Genomic DNA, 17,107 nt, shown 5'->3' with positions numbered 1-17,107 from the left:
TGATGCCCGTCAGTGCGGTGGGGGCAGGGCTTGCAGCGCTTGGTACACACGGTGCATGGGGAGGCCCATGACCGTGTAGAAGCTGCCCTCGATCCGGTCCACGGCCGTGTATCCGATCCAGTCCTGCACACCGTATGCTCCGGCCTTGTCCAGCGGATGATGCCGCTCCACGTAGTATGCGATCTCCTCCGGTCGCAGATCCCTGAACCGAACCATGGCGATGTCGGCAAGGCTCTGCGCTCCCGAAGCCGTGCGCAGGCAAACGCCGGTGATCACCCGGTGGGTCCGCCCTGCGAGCATGGCCAGCATGCGCCGGGCATCGGCTTCGTCGGCTGGTTTGTTCAGCAGGTGCGGGCCACCCGCATCGTCGAGCAGCACCGTCGTGTCGGCGGTGATGAGCACTTGATCGGGTGCCAGGTCGCCCTTCCAGGCATGGGCCTTCTTGCGGGCAAGGTGCTCGGCCACCTGGTCTTCGGGCATGCCGGGCGGCGGCGTCTCGTCCACATCCACGCTGGTGATCTCCACGGCCAGGTCGAGCCCTTGCAGCAGCTGCCGGCGCCGGGGCGAGGCGGAGGCCAGGATGAGGCGCCAGGGGAAGAGGGGAGGAGCGGTCATGACCGGGGCGGCCTGGGGCGTCAAGGAAGGAAACGCACAAGGGCGGCGAATCCGGCGCCCGTGACCATGGCCGCCTTCATCAGGTTGCCGGCGCGGAGGTGCTCGGCACGCGTTGCGGCATTGTAGGTGAAGCCGGCCGAGAGCAGCAACGGCCCGATGATGCCGATGCCGATGTACCAGTAGGAGAGCGGATCGCGGAGGAACCACATGCGGATGAGGAGGAGCGCCACGATGAGGATGCCGATATGCACGAGCGCGATGGCCTTCGCCCAGCGCATCCCCCATGCGATGGGGATGGTGCGGCAGCCCTCGGCCTCATCGCCCTTGACATCGGCCATGTCCTTCTGCAACTCGCGCACCAGCGAAGCGATGAACGCGAAGGCTGCGAATCCCAGCACCCAGTGCCACAGCTCGAGGAAGCCGCCTTCCATCCGGAAGCGGCTACCGTCCGGGAGCGCGATGACACTGTGGGCGGCGAACGACCGCTGCAATGCTGGGATCTCGTAAAGGCCGGCCGTGAGCGGCACCAAGGCGGTGAGCGTGGCCACAGTGCCATTGCCGATGATGAGCTGGCGCTTGAAGGATGTGCTGTACCACCAGAGGGCCCCTATGGCAAATGCCGGGATGATGAGCAACGGCCATTGTCCCGTGCGCCAGGCCACGATCGCGCCGCAGAGCAGTCCGGCGCCGCTCAGCGCAAGATGTGCGGCCATGGCCACCCTGCGCTTCACCGAGCGCCCCACGATCACCTGCCCGGGCTTGTTGATGCGGTCGATGCGCGTGTCGAAATAGTCGTTGATGATGTTGCCGGCCGCCGCGATGAGCACCACGCTGGCCACCAGCAGCAGGAAGAACGGCAGCGGGAGCTGGGGGCCGAAGCCCGGGGCGAGCTGGAGATCGGCGCGCTCGAGGCCCGTGCCGCTCTCCCGCAGGAACTGGTGCAGGCCGCGCTCCAGGTAACCGAGCACCAGCCCATAGCGGATCAGGGCCATGGTCAGTGCGATGATCAGCAGGTTCAGCGGACGGGCGAGGCGCAGGAGGTCGATCATCTCACCAGGTGTAGGCGCCGTCGGTGAGCCACTGGCCGCGTGCCTTCAAGGCCTGTTCAAGCAGGTCGCGGACGCAGCCCCGCCCACCGTCCTTGCTGCTGATGAAGCGGCTCACCGCCTTGATCTCCGGCACCGCATCCGCCGGGCAGCAGGGCAGCGCCACGCGGCCCATCACGCGCAGGTCGGGAAGGTCGTCCCCCATGTAAGCGGCCTTTCGCGGGTCCAGCCCTTCGGCGATCAGGCCCTCTGCGAATGCCAGCTTATCGCTGACCCCGAGGTTCACCTCGCGCACGCCGAGCCGTGCGAAGCTGTCGGCCACGCCCGTCGACCGGCCGCCGCTCACGATGATGATGCGCAAGCCTTCCTTCACGGCGTGCTGGACCGCGAAGGCATCCCGGGTGTGGAACGTCCGCACCGGATCGGTACCGGGCAATAGCAGTACGCGATTGTCCGTGAAGACGCCGTCCACATCGAAGAGGAAGGCGTTGATGCCCGCGAGCAGTTCCTTATAGGTCGGCGATTCCATCGGCTGGATGCCCATGGGCCTTCAGCATCATCGTGCTGAGCAGGGCATAGGCGCGCCGAAGATCGGGCTCGTCGGCCAATAGGTCGAGGTGGTGGCGGATGGAAGAGGTATCACCGCGGCGTGCGGGGCCGGTGAGCGCTTGCTCGGGGCCTATGGTGCTCACCTTGCTCGCGGTGAGGCGCCAGAGGGGCATCAGCAGGTTCGGCGGCAGCTTCTGCTTCCTGAGCAGGCGCTGGGCTTCCTGCACCAGGAAGACTGGCAGGTTGCTGGCCAGCACCGCGGTCAAGTGGAGCAGTTCGCGCTGGCCGTGCTCGAGCTGCAGCACGCTGCCGCTGATGGCCCGCGCCACGCGCAGGATGGCCTCGCGGGCTTCCGCTGTGGATGCGTCCACTACCATGGGGACATCGCTCAGGTCCACCGGTGCGCCGTGGCTGAGGGTCTGCACGGGCCAGAGCGCGGCCCGGTGCGCATGGGGCGCCAGCACCTCGAGCCCCACAGCTCCGGCGGTATGCGCCACCACCCCGCCCGAGTCGCTCAGCCCGGCGGCCACCTGTCCGATGCTGTCGTCGCTCGTGGCGATGATGGTGAGATCGGCCTTGGGCAGCGCACGGTCCAGTCGATGCGCAGGGCGCTCCAGGTAGCGGGCCAGGTCGCCGAGCTTCTCCGGGTCGCGCCCGGCCACGCCGATCAGCGGCAGGTTGGCCTTCACCAAGGCATGTCCCAAGTGGTAGGCCATGCGCCCGGTTCCGATGAGCAGTATGGAGGTCATGCGGGGGAGTTCAGGGTCGCTTGATGCGCTGCCATACGGCCATGCCCGTGCCAAGGGCCAGCAGGACGCAGCCGACCCACAGGATGTTGATTCCGGGGAAGACGATGGCCTGCATCACCACGAACTCGGCCTCAGCCACATCGAGGCCGATCTTCCTGCCATCCACGCTGGCCAGGCTGTACTTGATGCGTAGCGCGGGCACCTCGGCGGCGCGCCCCATCACGGGCTGGCCATCGGCGTAGATCACCAGCGGACGGGCCTCGAATTGACGGTCCGGATTGTACAGGTCGCGAATCCGGAGCGCTGCGGCATGCACCGTGAAGCGCTCGCCCAGCATCGCCTTGGTGGCGCTGTCACGCACCACGTACACGCTGTCGATCACCAGGAAGCTCGTCGGCGTCACGATGGTGTCCCCCACCTGCTTGTCATAGCGCCGGTTCGGCATCCAGGCGTCATCCGGGGTGATGCTTCCATCCAACGCGGTATCGGGGTCCATGGCCATGTCCGCGTAGCGCACGTGCGTGTACAGGTCGCGTGTGAGCCAATGGCGCGTGCTGGGCTCGGCCACATTGCCGAACCTCGGGTTCAGCTGGATGAACGGGGCGAGGCCGAAGAGCCTGGCGCCGGGCCGCGTGGGGCTCCAGTCACGCGCATACCACAGGTCGCGCTTGGCATAGTCCTCCAGCGGCTCCCAATACTCCGGCTGCTGGGCGAGGAACTCGGGGCCGGCATCATGATCCGCCCGGGCGCGGAACAGCGTGCCTCCGATCCTGACCGTGTCGCCCGCCGTGTAGCGCCGGGGCTCCACGGCGAAATAATCCATCTCGTAGAGCAGGTTCACGCCTTCCTGCCGCTTGGCCCGGTAATGCACGTAATGCTCGCCCATCCGTACGGTATCGCCACGGTAGAGCAGGATGTCCGAGCTGTTGCTGAACTGGTCGCCCAGCAGGCGGAGGTCCATGTGCCTGGCGTTGCTGCTCACCTCGTCCTGCCGGCTTGTGCTCACCAGGGCGCCCAGCAGTACCAGAGCGAAGCCGGCATGGGCCACGCTCGGGCCTGCCGCGCGCAGATTGCCCTTCAGCACCGCGGGGATGTAGGTGAAGTTGGCCACCGCGGCGAAGGCCGTGGTGAAGAGCATGAAGGCCAGCTGGGCCTCCCGCGCTGAGTAGTCCAGCGCGGCTACCGCCATGCCCGCAACGGCGGCGGAGAGCACCAGCGACAGCGCCAGCTGCTTCAGGAACCGGCGCAGGTCCGTGTCCTTCCAGCGCAGGTACTGGGTGAATGCCACAAGGAGGGAGGTGACGATGGCGAAGGGCACTTGCCACTGGTTGTAGTGGCGTATCGCATCCGAGGGCGGCGCGAGCCCATCCTGGCTCAACTTGGTGAAGAACTCCAGGCCGGTGCGGTCGCCCAGCCAGGCGAAGGCTCCCTTGAAAGGGGCCAGCATGAGGTTGGTGACCGGTATGCTGGTGCTGAAGGTGATCTGCGCAGCGCTGAGCAGCAGCACCAGCGAGGCGATGAAAAGCCAGAACTCACGCGACCACAGGGCCTCCTCGGGGCTGCTGCTGGCATAGCCCGCGCGGTAGGCCTGCACCAGGTGGATCGCGGTGAGCGCGCCGAAGAGCAGGATGGCCTCCACTTCCACGGAGAGGGCTATGCCGATGGCCAGCAGCGCCAGCGAGGCGATGGTGTAGAACCAGCGTTGCCGCCGGTCGGGGTGCAGCATGGCCGCTGCGATGCCCGTGAAGATGAGCAGGAACCGCACCAGCGCGGGCAGCATGCCGTCGCCCGTGAAGCTGTGCACGCTGGTGTCGCCCAGCACGCCGCTGCGGGTGAGGAAGGTGCTGTAGAGCACCAGGATGAAGGTGACCAGCGTCAGCGCCAGTGCTGTGAACAGCGAGGTCTCCTTGCGCTTGTTCACCAGCATGAGGTGCCCCGAGGCCACCAGCGTGATCCACGGCACCAAGGAGGCGTTCTCCACCGGGTCCCAGGCCCAGAAGCCGCCGAAGCTGAGCGCCTCGTAGGCCCATGCGCCGCCCATCAGGATCCCGGTGCCCAGGATCATCACGCCGAAGAAGGCCCACGGCAGGGCGGGTGCCATCCAGGCGGTGCGCTCGCCGCGCCAGAGGCCCGCAATGGCATAGGCGAAGGGCACCAGCGTGGCGGCGAAGCCCAGGAAGAGCGTGGGCGGGTGGATGACCATCCAGTAGTTCTGCAGCAGCGGATTCAGGCCGCGGCCATCCGCGAATTGCGGGATTGCCGAGAGGTAGCCCGGCATCGCCGTCCAGGGCAGGCCCAGGTTCTCCGGCAGCTCGCGGATCAGCAGGAAGGGACTGCTGCCCAGCTTGAGGTCGCCGACATAGATGCCAAGCAGCATGAAGGCCAGGAAGACCTGGACCAGCGCCACCACCGCCATCACCTGCGGCTCCCAATCCTTGGCGCGTGCGATGAGGATGTTGCCCAGCACCACGTGCCAGAAGGTCCAGAGCAGGAAGGAGCCCTCCTGTCCCTCCCAGAAGCAGCTGGCGATGTATTTCAGGGGCATCTGGAGGTTGCTGTGCTTCCAGACGTAGTCGAATTCGAACCAATGGTTGAACAGCATCACGAAGAGGACCGTGACGATGCCGAGCACCGCCACCGTATGCACCCGGAACCCGAGCCTTCCCAGCCGGGTCCAGGCCCCATCCTTGCGCTCAGCGCCCAGGAAATAGGCGATGGTGGCGAGCGCTGCGGAGACCAGCGACGCGATCGTCAACGTGTGGCCGAGCACCCCTGCCCAGGTATGCTCCCCGATGTATTCGATGGCTGCTTCCAATTCGTGGTGCGGTGTTCCCTCAGCTTCCGGCCTCGCTCATCTGCTGCATCTCATTGTACTTGCTCGGGCACTTCATCAGCATGTCATGCGCCTCGAACTCGCCGCTGCCATTGACCTTGCCGGTGAGCACGATGCTCTCCGAGCGCTCGAAGTCGTAGGGCTTTGCTTTCGCCAGTCGCACCCGGCATTTCTCGCCCTGGTCGTCCACCAGCGTGAAGGTGGTGAGGTTGGCATTCACCAGCGGCTCGTACTCCACCGGTGCCGTCTTGTCGAGATAGCCCTTCACCTTGAATTCCTTGCCCGGCCGCGCCTTGGCCTCGGCGATGTCCACGAAGGTGCTGCTGTCCGTGAGCGTGGCGATGAAGGCGGCCATGGCCACCGCGATGAGCACCAGGGCGATGATGTGCGAGCGTTTCATGGCGTGCGTTGCTGTTTCTCCATCCGCGAGATGCGGCGGTCGAGGCGCGTGAGCCACCAGGCGATGCCGGTGAGGATCAGTGCCACCACCGCAAGGACGGTGTTGATCTTGCCGCCGCCGTACAAAGTGTCCACCAGCCAATCCGGCTCGCCTTGGGCGGCACAGGCCAGCGGGGCTGCCGCCACGGCGGCCATCACGGCGATCCGACGGAGGTCATGCATGATTCTTGGCGATTTCGAGCCGTGCCAGGCGGTATTGCAGATGGAGCAGCCAGGTGCCGATGCCCATCCAGCCCAGCACCGCTGCATAGAAAACGGGGCGCAGGCTGGCATCCAGGTCGTATTGGCTGAAGGCGGGGTTGCCGCCGCTGCCGGGATGCAGGCTGGCCGTCATGCGCGGAAGGGCCATGATGAACAGCAGCATGAGCACGTAGGCGAAGATGTTGTAGATGGCCGCCAGGCGGGCCCGCTTGGCCGGGTCGGTGACGCTGCCGCGCAGCACCAGGTAGGCCAGGTAGATGAGGATGGTGACCGCGGCCCCGTTGAGCTTGGTGTCGCCGGTCCACCAGCCGCCCCAGGTGGCCCGCGCCCACACCGAGCCGGTGATGAGGCCCAGGAAGGCGAAGAGGAGGCTCACCTGCACGGCGGCGAGCGCCCCGCGGTCGTGCAGCGGATCGCCGCCGCTGAGCACCCTGATGCTGAAGACCAGGGCGATGGTCTGGAGCAGCATCATGGTGAACCACATGGGAACGTGGAAGTTGAGGTTCCGGATGGATTCGTAGAGGAGGTTGCGGTTGGGGAACACGAAGCCCTCGCGCTGCGTCCGCTGGGGCGCCTCCACGGTACCGGTGGCGGCGCCGGCTCCTTTGCTGCGGTAGAAGAACGCATCGAAGAGGCGCATGTCGCCCTGGCCCGGTGCGCTCACGATCAGGTCGCACAGGTCTTCGCGCAACCCGGCGGGCACCTCGAAATGAGCGGTCAGGTGACGGTCGTCCGCCACTTCGATCCGCATGGCCTGCACGAACTGGCCACCGTTCTCGAGGTAGGCCTGCACCGGGCTCTCCGTGAACCGTGTTCCATAGCCCACCACGCGGAGGGCTGCCGCACCGGCGCTCACCTCTCCGGCATCAACGTAGACCACGGCCGGAGCGAGTGGCGTGCGCAAGGCGGCGATGGATGCGGAGAGCACGAGGGCCACCGCCAGGAACTTCCACCACCAGTGCTTCATTTCAATCGCGCCAAAGGTACGGGAACAGCAACCAGGCCAGGCTCAGCGCCACCACGTCGATCAGGAGGATGCCGAGGAAGTAGGGGGCGGTTTCGCCCCAAAGGGCGCCGGAGAGCGCCAGGCGGCTGGCTTGCATCACTGCCAGCAGCATGGGCAGCACGATCGGGAAGCCGAGGATGGCCATCAGGCCGATGCCGCTGCCCGCGCGAGCGGCGATGGCTGAGATGAGCGTGAGGACCGAGGCGAAGCCGATGCCCCCGAGCGCCACCGCCACGGTGAACTGAAGGGGATCGCCGGCCCGCAGCGGCTCATCGCCGAGGAATACGGTGTAGAACAGCAGGCTCAAGAGGCTCAGTACCAGCATGGTCACGGCATTGTAGGCGGTGCGGGCCAGCACCACGCTGCGCGGGTGCGCGAGCGTATGCAGGTAGAGCTGCCGGCCGCCATCCTCGCGCTGGAAGGAGCGCGCCAGTGCGTTGAAGGCCGCGAAGAGCAGGATGATCCAGAACAGCGCGCTCCATGCCGAGCCCGAGGCGCCTTCCTGCACGGCCAGGTGGCACGTGTAGATGGCGCTCGCCACATAGAGCACCATGCCGCCCCATGCGGCGCGCTGGCGCAGGTCCAGAGCGGCCTCAAGCTTCAGCAGATGCACAAGTTCCGCGCCCCTCATGGAGGGGACGAAGGTAGTCCCGCCGCGCTGTAGCCCCCCTGTGCCTCAGCGGCGCCGCTCCTTCACCTGCACGGCATCGGCGGCGAATACCATGTAGATGTCGATCAACGGCCTCACGCCCTCCGGTGCCTTGCGGTTCACCTCGCTGGGCACCACCACCAGCACTTTGTCCGACCATCGGGCCAGCCGGAATGCCTTGTACCTGGTGAACGACTTGAGACGGGGGTAGCGACGATCGAAGCTATCGATGCCCTCCGGCCAATTGCGCTCATGGCTCCGGAACACCACGGCCTCAAGCTCGGCCTTGCTCAGTCCGGCCTTCTCCAAGGCTGCCATGGCCTCCTCGTCGGCCGCCAGGTCGTAAGTAGCATAGACCGCGTCGGGCCGCGTGATCCGCGCGGGCCGCAGGTTCCGCCACGAAGGCCCCTTGCTGGGCGCCGACTTCATCACGGTCGCCTCCACGGCTTCGATGCCGGCCGATCGGAGCACCAGGTAAACGTCGGTCGGTGCCCGCAGGTCCTCGGGCATCTGGTAGTTGTACACGGCTGGCACCGAGATGATGCTGAGGGCGCCCTCCTCCGTGGCGTATTCGCAGACCAGGTAGGCGGTGTAGTTCCGAAGCGCGCTCCGGTTGGCGAGCCGGGCGCTATCGGTGCGAAGGCCGATGGGCCAGCGGTCGGGGTCGCTGAGCGATGCCGCCTGTTGCATCAGCTCCGGGCTGATGCCCGCTGCGCGCATGCCCGCCTGGGCCCCTGCGTCGGCGCCCAGGTCGGGGCGAAGGATCAGGGCGCTGGGGTCGACGATGCGCACCTGTGTCTGGGCCGAAAGGAGCAGCGGCAGCGCTGCGCAAGCGATGAGGCTGGCAGGACGGATCATGGGCATTGGCACCTTGTACGGCACAGGGCGGAAAAGGTAACGCCCGCGTCGAGCCCCCGAGAGGCTGCGGCTTCCGGAACATTCCGGACCTTCGCAGTGTTCCAAAGCAATGAACCCACGCCCGATGCTGTTCCTCTCCATCCTTTCGCTTTTCGGCTGCTTCCGGTCGGTGTCCGCCCCGCAATCCGGCAGCGCGCAAGAGCCGTCCGCCTCCTTCCATGCCCTCAAGGCCATCGACATCCACGGCAACGAGGTGGATTTCGCCGCTTTCAAGGGGCGCAAGGTGATGGTGGTGAACACGGCCAGCGAATGCGGTTACACCCCGCAGTACAAGCAGCTGCAGGAGCTGCACGAGGCGTATGGCTCGAAGGGGCTGGTGATCATCGGCTTCCCATGCAACCAGTTCGGTGGGCAGGAACCGGGCAGCGAGGCACAGATCGAGTCCTTCTGCCAGAAGAACTACGGCGTCACTTTCCCGCTGATGAGCAAGGTGGAGGTGAAGGGCGGCGACCAGCATCCGGTGTACCGGTGGCTCACCACCAAGGCCCTGAACGGAGCCATGGATTCCAGCGTGAAGTGGAACTTCCATAAGTACCTGGTGGATGAGCAGGGCCGATTGGTGATGTCCCTGGAGAGCGGCATCTCGCCGTTGGATGAGCGTGTCGTCGGTTGGCTCGAGGGGCGATGAGCGAGCGCGTCGATATCCTCTGCATCACCGCGCACCCCGATGATGTGGAGATTTCCATGGCCGGCACGGTGCTGCTCCACCGTGCGCTGGGGAGGTCGGTTGGCCTGGTGGACCTCACCGCCGGTGAGCTCGGAACGCGCGGCACGCCGGAGATCAGGCGCGAGGAGGCCGAGGCGGCGCGCCTCGTGCTGGACGCCGCTTTCAGGTATCAGCTCGGCCTGGCGGACGGTTTCTTCCGCGCCGATCGGGAGAGCCTGATGGCCGTGGTGCGCAGCATCCGGCGTCATCGGCCCCAGGTGGTGCTGACCAACGCGGTCCGCGACCGCCACCCGGATCACGGTCGCGCCGCCCAGCTGGTGGCCGAGGCCGGCTTCCTTAGCGGCCTGCGCCGCTTGGCGACGGAAGACGAAGGCGCGGCCCAGGAACCGTGGCGGCCGATGCGCGTGCTCCATGCCATACAGGACCGCTGGATCGAGCCGGACCTGGTATTCGACATCACCCCGCATTGGGAGGGCAAGATGAAGGCGCTGCGCTGCTTCCGCTCGCAGTTCCACGACCCCGCCAGCACCGAGCCGCTGAGCCCCATCGCGCGCGAGGATTTCCTGCCCTTCCTGGAGGGCAGGCATCGCGAGATGGGGCGCATCATCATGCGCACCTTCGGCGAGGGCTTCACCGTGGACCGGGGCATCGGTATACCGGATGCGCTGAGCCTGTTCTGAGGCGGTTCAGCCGCCGGCGAAGCGCCGCCAGGCCTTTGCGACGCGCTCACCATCCTGCCGGTTGGGGAGCACATGCTTGAGGCGGGCACCTGTGATCCGCGAGAATACAAGGTACTGATAGATGACGCCAAGCGTGTAGGCGGCACTGGCTGTGATCGCAGCGCCATCGGCACCCTGCCCGGGAATGAGGGTGTACCCGATCGCCAGGGTGGCCACGAGCCCAAGCGCCGACCCGATGGTGTTGTGCAGCACGCGCCCGCTCCCGCTCATGAAATGGCTCAGCGCCTGCGATGCCGCCATGGAGAGCAGCCCAGGGGCCATGAGCATGATGAGCCGCCCGATCCCTTTGGCCTCCGGCCCGAACACCCATTCGAAAAGGCCCTCGGGAAGGAGCATGAGCACGCCGGCCGTGAGCGCCGCGATGGCCATCGAGACCTTCATCACGGCCAGGGTCAGGTCGCGCTGCCGGTCCCGCTCCTGCAGGTTGCTCACCTTCGCGTAGAGCACCGAGCCCAGGCTCTTGGGGGCCAGCCATGCGCTCTCGGCGAGCTGGGTGGAAATGGACCACAGGCCCAGTGCTGTGGCGCCTTGGAAGCCCTGGAGGAGGTAGTAGGACAGGCGGTAGTTGAGCAATTGGAGCGTGTTGGCCGCCTGTGCCGGCAGCCCTTGCCGGATCAAGGCGATCAGCGCCCGGGCGGGATCGCTCGCCTGCGCAGGCAGGCGGACCAGGAGTGCGCCGCTGACCACCACGGTGGCCGCATCGGCGATGGCGGTGGCATGGATGAAGTCCATGAGCGAAGCATCGCCGATGCGGAGCAGGGCTGCGAACGCCACGACCAGGGTGACCGTACGGCCCACCTGCACCGCATTATGCGTTCCGAAGCGCTCGCGCCCGAGCAGCAGGGAGAGGTGGATGCCGTGCAAGCCTTGCAGGAAGGCCAGGCCTATCACGTACGCACCGAGGCCGGACGGGGCGAGCCCCAGCGGCCCGATGAGCAGCCCCGCGATCGCGCAGGCCACCGCAGCCCAGCCATAAGAGACCCAGCGGAGCGTGCGTGTGCCGTGCCTCGGCTCCAAGTAGACCAATCCGCCGCCGCCAACCACATGGCAGAGCAGCAGCACCAAGGTGATGGCGAGCACCACCAGGCTCATGCGGCCCACATCGGCCAGCCCGAGCGAGCGAGCGGCTACGGCCACCAGCAGAAGGTTCATGGCGGCGATGGCCACGCGTGCAGCGATGGTGCCGATCACGGGGCGTGTCATCCGCGGTCGCGCTTCGATCGTGAGCGGGTGGAGGAACGGCTTCCGTTGGCCCGCCGGGCCTCCATCACGGGGCTCAGCAACCCATCCACCAGCGTCAGCTGGCCCATGGCGGTGATGGTGCGCACGCCCTCGCCGTAGGCTGTTGCCGCGAAGCCCTGGACCCGTCGCACGGCCTCCTCCCGGAAGCCCGCAGGGCTGAGCCGGTCGACCCGGTTGATGCTCACGGCGGGCGCGCCGGGGGCCGAGGCGTCCAAGGCCGGGCGGTACAGCGCACCGTCGTGCAGGAATGGCGAGCCTGCCGGCCGTGCGCTGCGCACGTCGCACTTCAGCGGCCCGTGGCCGATCGGGACGAAGGGCCCCCAGGGCGAATCGCTGTAGTAGCCATACAGCAGTGCATCGGGCAGCGGATCCTTCGTGCCCAGTAGCCACCACCGTCCGCCATGCTCGAACAGGGTGGGGGCATGGAGCGCCTCACTCAGGATAGGGCGGCCATCCAGGAGTCCGTCGTTCGCGTCATTGATGCGGTGGATCCGCACGCATGCGGCAGGGCCATCTCCGAGGATGACGGCCGGCGCACCATCCACGGTCAGCGTGTAGGGATAGGCGGCATGCCCATCGCCCTCGAGCATGGTGCGCGAGCGTTTCAGGATGTTGTCCGGCTTCGGCCGCACGCGGGCGATCACGGCCTCATCGCCGTCCACGCTGCACTTCCGGAAGAGCACATTGAGGTCCCCGTCAGGCGTGTGATAGCCGAACGGCTCCATGCGGGCCTTGCCCTTGGAAGGGGCGGGCAGCCAGCGCACGTTACGGCTGCCATCGTCCTCCAGCAGCACATGCACGGGCTGATGCAGCACCCCGATGTTCCACGCGCCATGGTCTGTCGCCAGAGGTGCGCCGCCGCGCCCGGTCATCCGGCGCCAGCCGAAGGCCAGGGTCTCCAGCAGCCCGGGAAGGGGCATTGCGGCCGTGGGCTCATCGTCCATGCCCTGCGGCGCTTGGCCGTTGGCCGCCCATTCGGCGATGGCAGCTGCGGGCCACTGCGCGGCGAGCCCGGCAATCACCGCTGCCAGGGTCCCGGGCTCACCTGCGGTGCGAAGGCAGGCCGTGCGCAAGGTCCGTCCCGTTCCGGCATCGACGAGCCCGAAGCGCGTGAGCGGCACCTGGCGTACCGATTCGCGGAGCCCCGGCAAGGCTCGGTGGGCGGGCAGGTCGTCGCCGTGGCGGAAAGCCCATCGGCGCAGGGCAGGGTCCCAAGGGCCTTCTTGGAGGCCGGAAGCGGCGCCAAGCAGCAACGCCAGGTCCACCTGTGCTCCACGGAGGTCGTTGACGCGCAGGGGACCCAGGTCCGCTGGCCCATGGGCCTCGAAGGCGAGCTGGGGGGATGCGGAGACCTTGCGCTGCAGCCGGCCGAAAGCCCCTGAAGGGTCCTCAGTGGCCAGTTGATCCAGGTGCATCCAGGCCACCACGTCGGCTTCGCGAAGCGCCCTCACGCGGCGCACGATGTCCGATTCCCAGCCGCGCAATCGGCCGCCGGTCACCACCGCGATGCGCACCCGCTGGTCAGCCATGCCCTGTCGCTGCTTGATAGACCGATCGGAAGGCCATCCCCACGGCCTGCGGGCTGAAGCGCTCGCTGACGGAGTGCCGGATCTCCGCAGGCCGGTAGCGGGGCGCTTGGCGCATCAGCGAGAGCATCGCCTGCGCCAAGCCCGCATCGTCACGCGGGTCGATGAGCAGGCCGTTGGATTCCGTGATGAAGGCCTGTGGGCCTCCGCACCGCGTGGCGATCACGGGCTTGCCTTGCGCCAGCGCCTCGCCCGTCACCACGCTGAAGGTCTCCACGTTGCTGTTCACGATCACGGCAAAGGCCTGGGCCATGTGGTCGAGGACCTGTGCGTTGGCCAGTCGGCCGAGGAAGCGGACATGCTCCGTGAGTCCCAGTTCCGTGGTCAATCGCTCCAGCATCATGCGGTCGGCGCCGTCACCGATGACGGAAAGGTGCGCATTTCCGTTCGCCTTGCGCGCCATCGCCAACGCGCGAAGGACGCCGCTCACGTTCTTGGTGCGGTCCACCAGGTCGGCCACCACAAGGAAGCGGCCGGGCTCACCGGCGGGTGGCAATGGACGGTCGAGGCCGGGTATGACGTTCGGTACGATCTCGTACCGGTGGCAAAGGCCGAGGCCGACCAGCCGGTCACCCAGCCACGCCGAAACCGCGGTGACGGCGGCGGCACGGCTGAACAGGAACCGCGAAAGCGCGTGGAAGAGCGCTCCTTTGCGCTGATAGGTGCCGTCGAGGTACTCGCTGCTCTGCTCGCTCACGATGTAGGGCACCCCGTGCCTCAGGCCGGTCCACCAAGCGAACAGAACAGGCCTCACGAGGATGTAGGCATGGATGAGGTCGGGCCGGCCGCGCTCGGCGCAGAGCCTGCGCCATCCCGCACTGGCCGTGCGCCAATAACGGACCAGATTCACGGCTTTGCGGACCGGTGCCAGCCCCAGCGTGCTCGCCCGGTAGCGAACGGTCAGTTCCCACGCGCCATCCTCCGTCCTAAGCGCCTCATCCGATGGTGCACCGGACCCGCTGACCGCCTCCACGTGCAGGATGCTCAGGCGCACTTGAGCAGCGGCCGCAAGTGCCTGCTTGCGCAGGAAATCGCCCAGCTGCGGGTCTTTCTGGCCGGGGTACCACTTGGGCAGGAAAAGCACGTGCATGAACCTGCGCAAAGTACGGAGCCGCTTGTGCGCGCGGCGTAACCGAACGCCGCCGCTATATTTGCGGCCCGCTGGAGCGACCCAGCGCCATGGTGGATGTAGCTCAGTTGGTTAGAGCGTCGGATTGTGGTTCCGAAGGTCGCCGGTTCGAGCCCGGTCTTCCACCCCAGAGCAGCGCCCGTGAGGGCGCTGCTCCATTTCAGCCCGCCAACGGCCGCGTCCTTGCATCCGCCGCTGGCGCGGCAGCCGCCCGCCCCCGGGTCCTATTGGGGCCTCGCCTGAGGAGCGGCTAGCGTGCCGGATCGGCCACGGAATGCTTGGCGTTGCCGAGCACGGTATCGGGTGTCCACTCCACGCGCTTCACCCAAGGCGATTTCCGCTCCGGGCAGGCTTCCAGTGTGCAGATGCCGCAGCTCGCAGGGATGCAGGGGTCCATGTGGATGAACAGCTCCACCTGGCCGGCCTCCTCCTCGTTCACGATGCGCTCCATCTCAGCGATCTCAGCGTGGGCGCGCTCCAGCGTGTAGTACCACGGGAGCGTCACATGGCAGTCGATGTGGAGCACCGAGCCGTACTTGATCATCCGGAAGTTGTGGACATCGATCCACTGCGGCCGGCGCGCCGCCTGGAGCCTGGCGATCACCTCCGCGGCAAGCTCCAGGTCGGCCTCGTCCATGATGCCCGCCAACGAGCGCCTGAAGATCCGGAGGCCGGTGACGATGATGTAGACGGCGAACAGGATGGCGAAGAGCTGGTCGAGCCAGAGCAGGCCGGTGATGCGGATGAGGATGAGCCCGGCCACCATGGCAACGGTGCTCCATGCATCGCTGAGGAGGTGGGCGCCGCTGGCCTCCATGGTGATCGAGCGCGCGCGCCGGCCCCGCCGCTGGAGCGCAAGGCCCATGGCCAGGTTGGCCGCTCCCGCTCCGCCGGTGAGCAGGATGCCCGTGTCGAGCGCATGCAGGTGCTGCCCGCTGAGCAGGGCCGCCACAGCCCTCCAGATGATCAGGCCGCCGGCCACGACCACCAGCCCGCCCTCGATTCCCGCGCTGATGAACTCCACCTTGCCATGGCCGTAGGGGTGCTCGCGGTCTCGGGGCTTGGCGGCAAGCACCAGGCTGTACAGCGCGAATGCCCCGGCGGCCACATTCACGATGCTCTCCAGCGCATCGCTGAGGATGGTGTTGCTGTGGGTGAGCCTCCAGGCCAGGAACTTCACGGCCATCAGCACCGCTCCGACCACGAGCACGGTTGCTTGCAGCCGGATATCGCCTTTCCGCCCCATGCGGCAAGTTTAACCGCCACGCGTTCGCAACGGCTCGCTCAGCGGTCCCCCGCGGCCCGCTCGGTTCCTTATCCTTGCGCCGCCAAAACCAATCCGCATGTTCGCTCTAATGGCCGTTGTGTTCGTGATCGGCTACCTCGCCATCGCCCTCGAGCACCCGCTCCGCATCAACAAGGCGGCCAGCGCCATCCTCACCGGCGCCATCGTGTGGACCATCCTCATGCTGGGCAAGGACACCATCTTCCACGATGCCGAGCACGCCGACCATGAGGGGCTGCTCCATCACCTGCTCGAGCACCTCGGGGACATCGGCAGCATCCTCTTCTTCCTCATGGGCGCCATGACCATCGTGGAACTCGTTGATGTGCACGAGGGCTTCCGCGTGATCACGGACCGCATCAGCTCCACCAAGCGCACCACGCTGCTCTGGATCGTCAGCATCATCACCTTCTTCCTGAGCGCCGCCCTCGACAACCTCACCACCACCATCGTGATGTGCGCCCTGCTGCGCAAGCTCATCAAGGACAAGGAGACGCTCTGGGTCTTCGCCGGCATGGTCATCATCGCCGCCAACGCGGGCGGTGCCTGGAGCCCCATCGGCGATGTCACCACCATCATGCTCTGGGTGAAGGGCCAGGTGACCACGGTCAACATCATCGTGAAGCTGATCGTGCCCAGCCTGGTCTGCCTGCTGCTGCCCCTGCTCTGGATCGGCCGAACCATGAAGGGCAATGTGGAGCGCCCGGACAGCGTGATCGACCATGGTCACCATGGCGGAGGGAATGTCACTCCAGGTGAGCGCATGCTGGTGTTCGCGCTGGGCGTGGGCGCACTCCTCTTCGTGCCCATCTTCAAGGCCATCACCCACCTGCCGCCCTTCATGGGCGTGATGCTGGGCCTGGGCGTCCTGTGGGTGGTCACCGAGGTGATCCACATGCGCCACGGTTTGGACCAGCGCGGTCACCTCATGGTCACCGCGGTCCTTCGCCGTATCGATATGCCCAGCGTGCTCTTCTTCCTGGGCATCCTGGTGGCCGTTGGGGGGCTCCAGGTCGCCGGCCACCTCACGCTGCTGGCGCAGGGCCTCGATCGGGCGCTCGGCGACATCTTCCTGATAAACGGGGCCATCGGAGCCCTCTCCGCCATCGTGGACAACGTGCCGCTGGTGGCCGCCGCGCAGGGCATGTATCCCATGAGCCAGTACCCGCCGGACCACCTCTTCTGGGAGCTGCTGGCGCTTTGCGCGGGAACCGGGGGGAGCATGCTCATCATCGGATCGGCCGCAGGGGTGGCCGCCATGGGCATCATGCACATCGACTTCATCTGGTACCTGAAGCGGATGACCATCCCTGCCGCGCTGGGCTATGTGGGGGGCATCCTCACGTTCTGGTTGATGTGGCACTGACCGGGCGGTCGCACGGATTTTTTTCATCGGTTTTTCATCCGGTCGCGATCGGGTGAGTGACATTCGC

At 66.9% G+C, this 17,107-nt stretch carries 17 protein-coding genes and 1 tRNA gene; 4 read left to right on the top strand and 14 right to left on the bottom strand.

All coding sequences use genetic code 11. The features are described from left to right. Positions 1–9: 9 nt before the first annotated feature. From QY325_06600 to QY325_06555, 10 genes are read right to left on the bottom strand one after another with little or no spacing between them, the layout of a single operon-like run. The gene (locus QY325_06600; protein ID WKZ67589.1) at positions 10–615 is read right to left on the bottom strand and encodes a Maf family protein; all 606 of its coding nucleotides are present in this window, start codon (positions 613–615) and stop codon (positions 10–12) included. 20 nt (positions 616–635) lie between these two features. Next, on the bottom strand, positions 636–1,664 hold the full coding sequence (locus QY325_06595; GenBank protein WKZ67588.1) for a geranylgeranylglycerol-phosphate geranylgeranyltransferase: 1,029 nt from the start codon (positions 1,662–1,664) through the stop codon (positions 636–638). A 1-nt stretch (position 1,665) separates the two neighbouring features. After that, positions 1,666–2,205: a 3-deoxy-D-manno-octulosonate 8-phosphate phosphatase gene (locus QY325_06590; protein WKZ67587.1), complete on the bottom strand. Its 540-nt coding sequence runs from the start codon at positions 2,203–2,205 to the stop codon at positions 1,666–1,668. Continuing rightward, the gene (locus QY325_06585; protein WKZ67586.1) at positions 2,171–2,959 is read right to left on the bottom strand and encodes a DUF2520 domain-containing protein; all 789 of its coding nucleotides are present in this window, start codon (positions 2,957–2,959) and stop codon (positions 2,171–2,173) included. The genes QY325_06590 and QY325_06585 overlap by 35 nt, the downstream gene beginning before the upstream one ends. Before the next feature lie 10 nt (positions 2,960–2,969). Beyond that, positions 2,970–5,774: a cytochrome c biogenesis protein CcsA gene (gene ccsA, locus QY325_06580; GenBank protein WKZ67585.1), complete on the bottom strand. Its 2,805-nt coding sequence runs from the start codon at positions 5,772–5,774 to the stop codon at positions 2,970–2,972. 19 nt (positions 5,775–5,793) lie between these two features. Continuing rightward, positions 5,794–6,192 (bottom strand): cytochrome c maturation protein CcmE, encoded by a 399-nt coding sequence (locus QY325_06575; protein WKZ67584.1) that lies wholly within the window; start codon positions 6,190–6,192, stop codon positions 5,794–5,796. Then, complete coding sequence (locus QY325_06570) at positions 6,189–6,413, bottom strand: hypothetical protein (protein WKZ67583.1); 225 nt, start codon at positions 6,411–6,413, stop codon at positions 6,189–6,191. Before QY325_06570 ends, QY325_06575 begins: the two co-directional genes overlap by 4 nt. Continuing rightward, complete coding sequence (ccsA, locus tag QY325_06565) at positions 6,406–7,419, bottom strand: cytochrome c biogenesis protein CcsA (GenBank protein WKZ67582.1); 1,014 nt, start codon at positions 7,417–7,419, stop codon at positions 6,406–6,408. Before ccsA (QY325_06565) ends, QY325_06570 begins: the two co-directional genes overlap by 8 nt. Position 7,420: 1 nt before the next feature. Then, positions 7,421–8,089 carry a hypothetical protein gene (locus QY325_06560; GenBank protein ID WKZ67581.1) on the bottom strand — a complete coding sequence of 223 codons (669 nt, stop codon included), beginning with the start codon at positions 8,087–8,089 and terminating at the stop codon, positions 7,421–7,423. A gap of 45 nt (positions 8,090–8,134) precedes the next feature. Next, positions 8,135–8,965, bottom strand: coding sequence for a hypothetical protein (locus tag QY325_06555; GenBank protein ID WKZ67580.1), 831 nt, complete (start codon positions 8,963–8,965; stop codon positions 8,135–8,137). Positions 8,966–9,089: 124 nt separating this feature from the next. Between QY325_06555 and QY325_06550 the strand changes: the two genes are divergently transcribed. Then, positions 9,090–9,653, top strand: a complete 564-nt coding sequence (locus QY325_06550) for a glutathione peroxidase (protein ID WKZ67579.1) — start codon at positions 9,090–9,092, stop codon at positions 9,651–9,653. Continuing rightward, complete coding sequence (gene bshB1, locus QY325_06545) at positions 9,650–10,372, top strand: bacillithiol biosynthesis deacetylase BshB1 (protein WKZ67578.1); 723 nt, start codon at positions 9,650–9,652, stop codon at positions 10,370–10,372. The genes QY325_06550 and bshB1 overlap by 4 nt, the downstream gene beginning before the upstream one ends. 6 nt (positions 10,373–10,378) lie before the next feature. Here bshB1 and QY325_06540 read toward each other — a convergent pair whose 3' ends face one another. Genes QY325_06540 through QY325_06530 form a run of 3 tightly spaced genes read right to left on the bottom strand, consistent with a single transcriptional unit; the run spans position 10,379 to position 14,350 of the window. Next, positions 10,379–11,635, bottom strand: coding sequence for a polysaccharide biosynthesis C-terminal domain-containing protein (locus QY325_06540; GenBank protein WKZ67577.1), 1,257 nt, complete (start codon positions 11,633–11,635; stop codon positions 10,379–10,381). Continuing rightward, complete coding sequence (locus tag QY325_06535) at positions 11,632–13,203, bottom strand: hypothetical protein (protein ID WKZ67576.1); 1,572 nt, start codon at positions 13,201–13,203, stop codon at positions 11,632–11,634. The genes QY325_06540 and QY325_06535 overlap by 4 nt, the downstream gene beginning before the upstream one ends. Further along, the gene (locus tag QY325_06530) at positions 13,196–14,350 is read right to left on the bottom strand and encodes a glycosyltransferase (GenBank protein WKZ67575.1); all 1,155 of its coding nucleotides are present in this window, start codon (positions 14,348–14,350) and stop codon (positions 13,196–13,198) included. Before QY325_06530 ends, QY325_06535 begins: the two co-directional genes overlap by 8 nt. Before the next feature lie 92 nt (positions 14,351–14,442). Here QY325_06530 and QY325_06525 point away from each other — a divergent pair. Then, positions 14,443–14,519 (top strand) — tRNA-His (locus QY325_06525). A gap of 120 nt (positions 14,520–14,639) precedes the next feature. Here the strand turns inward: QY325_06525 and QY325_06520 are convergent. Beyond that, positions 14,640–15,635 carry a cation diffusion facilitator family transporter gene (locus QY325_06520; GenBank protein WKZ67574.1) on the bottom strand — a complete coding sequence of 332 codons (996 nt, stop codon included), beginning with the start codon at positions 15,633–15,635 and terminating at the stop codon, positions 14,640–14,642. 97 nt (positions 15,636–15,732) lie between these two features. Here QY325_06520 and nhaD point away from each other — a divergent pair, with 97 nt between their 5' ends. Further along, the gene (gene nhaD, locus QY325_06515) at positions 15,733–17,040 is read left to right on the top strand and encodes a sodium:proton antiporter NhaD (protein ID WKZ67573.1); all 1,308 of its coding nucleotides are present in this window, start codon (positions 15,733–15,735) and stop codon (positions 17,038–17,040) included. Positions 17,041–17,107 lie beyond the last annotated feature (67 nt).

This window comes from Flavobacteriales bacterium (assembly GCA_030584065.1).
Classification (GTDB): Bacteria; Bacteroidota; Bacteroidia; order Flavobacteriales_F; family PHOS-HE28; genus PHOS-HE28.
This window is presented reverse-complemented; position numbering and strand designations above follow the sequence as displayed.

Excerpts from the sequence above, each read along its gene's own strand:
- QY325_06600 (WKZ67589.1), bottom strand. The coding sequence starts at position 615 with ATGACCGCTCCTCCCCTCTTCCCCTGGCGCCTCATCCTGGCCTCCGCC.
- QY325_06595 (WKZ67588.1), bottom strand. The coding sequence starts at position 1,664 with ATGATCGACCTCCTGCGCCTCGCCCGTCCGCTGAACCTGCTGATCATC.
- QY325_06590 (WKZ67587.1), bottom strand. The coding sequence starts at position 2,205 with ATGGGCATCCAGCCGATGGAATCGCCGACCTATAAGGAACTGCTCGCG.
- QY325_06585 (WKZ67586.1), bottom strand. The coding sequence starts at position 2,959 with ATGACCTCCATACTGCTCATCGGAACCGGGCGCATGGCCTACCACTTG.
- QY325_06575 (WKZ67584.1), bottom strand. The coding sequence starts at position 6,192 with ATGAAACGCTCGCACATCATCGCCCTGGTGCTCATCGCGGTGGCCATG.
- QY325_06570 (WKZ67583.1), bottom strand. The coding sequence starts at position 6,413 with ATGCATGACCTCCGTCGGATCGCCGTGATGGCCGCCGTGGCGGCAGCC.
- ccsA (WKZ67582.1), bottom strand. The coding sequence starts at position 7,419 with ATGAAGCACTGGTGGTGGAAGTTCCTGGCGGTGGCCCTCGTGCTCTCC.
- QY325_06560 (WKZ67581.1), bottom strand. The coding sequence starts at position 8,089 with ATGAGGGGCGCGGAACTTGTGCATCTGCTGAAGCTTGAGGCCGCTCTG.
- QY325_06555 (WKZ67580.1), bottom strand. The coding sequence starts at position 8,965 with ATGATCCGTCCTGCCAGCCTCATCGCTTGCGCAGCGCTGCCGCTGCTC.
- QY325_06550 (WKZ67579.1), top strand. The coding sequence starts at position 9,090 with ATGCTGTTCCTCTCCATCCTTTCGCTTTTCGGCTGCTTCCGGTCGGTG.
- bshB1 (WKZ67578.1), top strand. The coding sequence starts at position 9,650 with ATGAGCGAGCGCGTCGATATCCTCTGCATCACCGCGCACCCCGATGAT.
- QY325_06540 (WKZ67577.1), bottom strand. The coding sequence starts at position 11,635 with ATGACACGCCCCGTGATCGGCACCATCGCTGCACGCGTGGCCATCGCC.
- QY325_06535 (WKZ67576.1), bottom strand. The coding sequence starts at position 13,203 with ATGGCTGACCAGCGGGTGCGCATCGCGGTGGTGACCGGCGGCCGATTG.
- QY325_06530 (WKZ67575.1), bottom strand. The coding sequence starts at position 14,350 with ATGCACGTGCTTTTCCTGCCCAAGTGGTACCCCGGCCAGAAAGACCCG.
- QY325_06520 (WKZ67574.1), bottom strand. The coding sequence starts at position 15,635 with ATGGGGCGGAAAGGCGATATCCGGCTGCAAGCAACCGTGCTCGTGGTC.
- nhaD (WKZ67573.1), top strand. The coding sequence starts at position 15,733 with ATGTTCGCTCTAATGGCCGTTGTGTTCGTGATCGGCTACCTCGCCATC.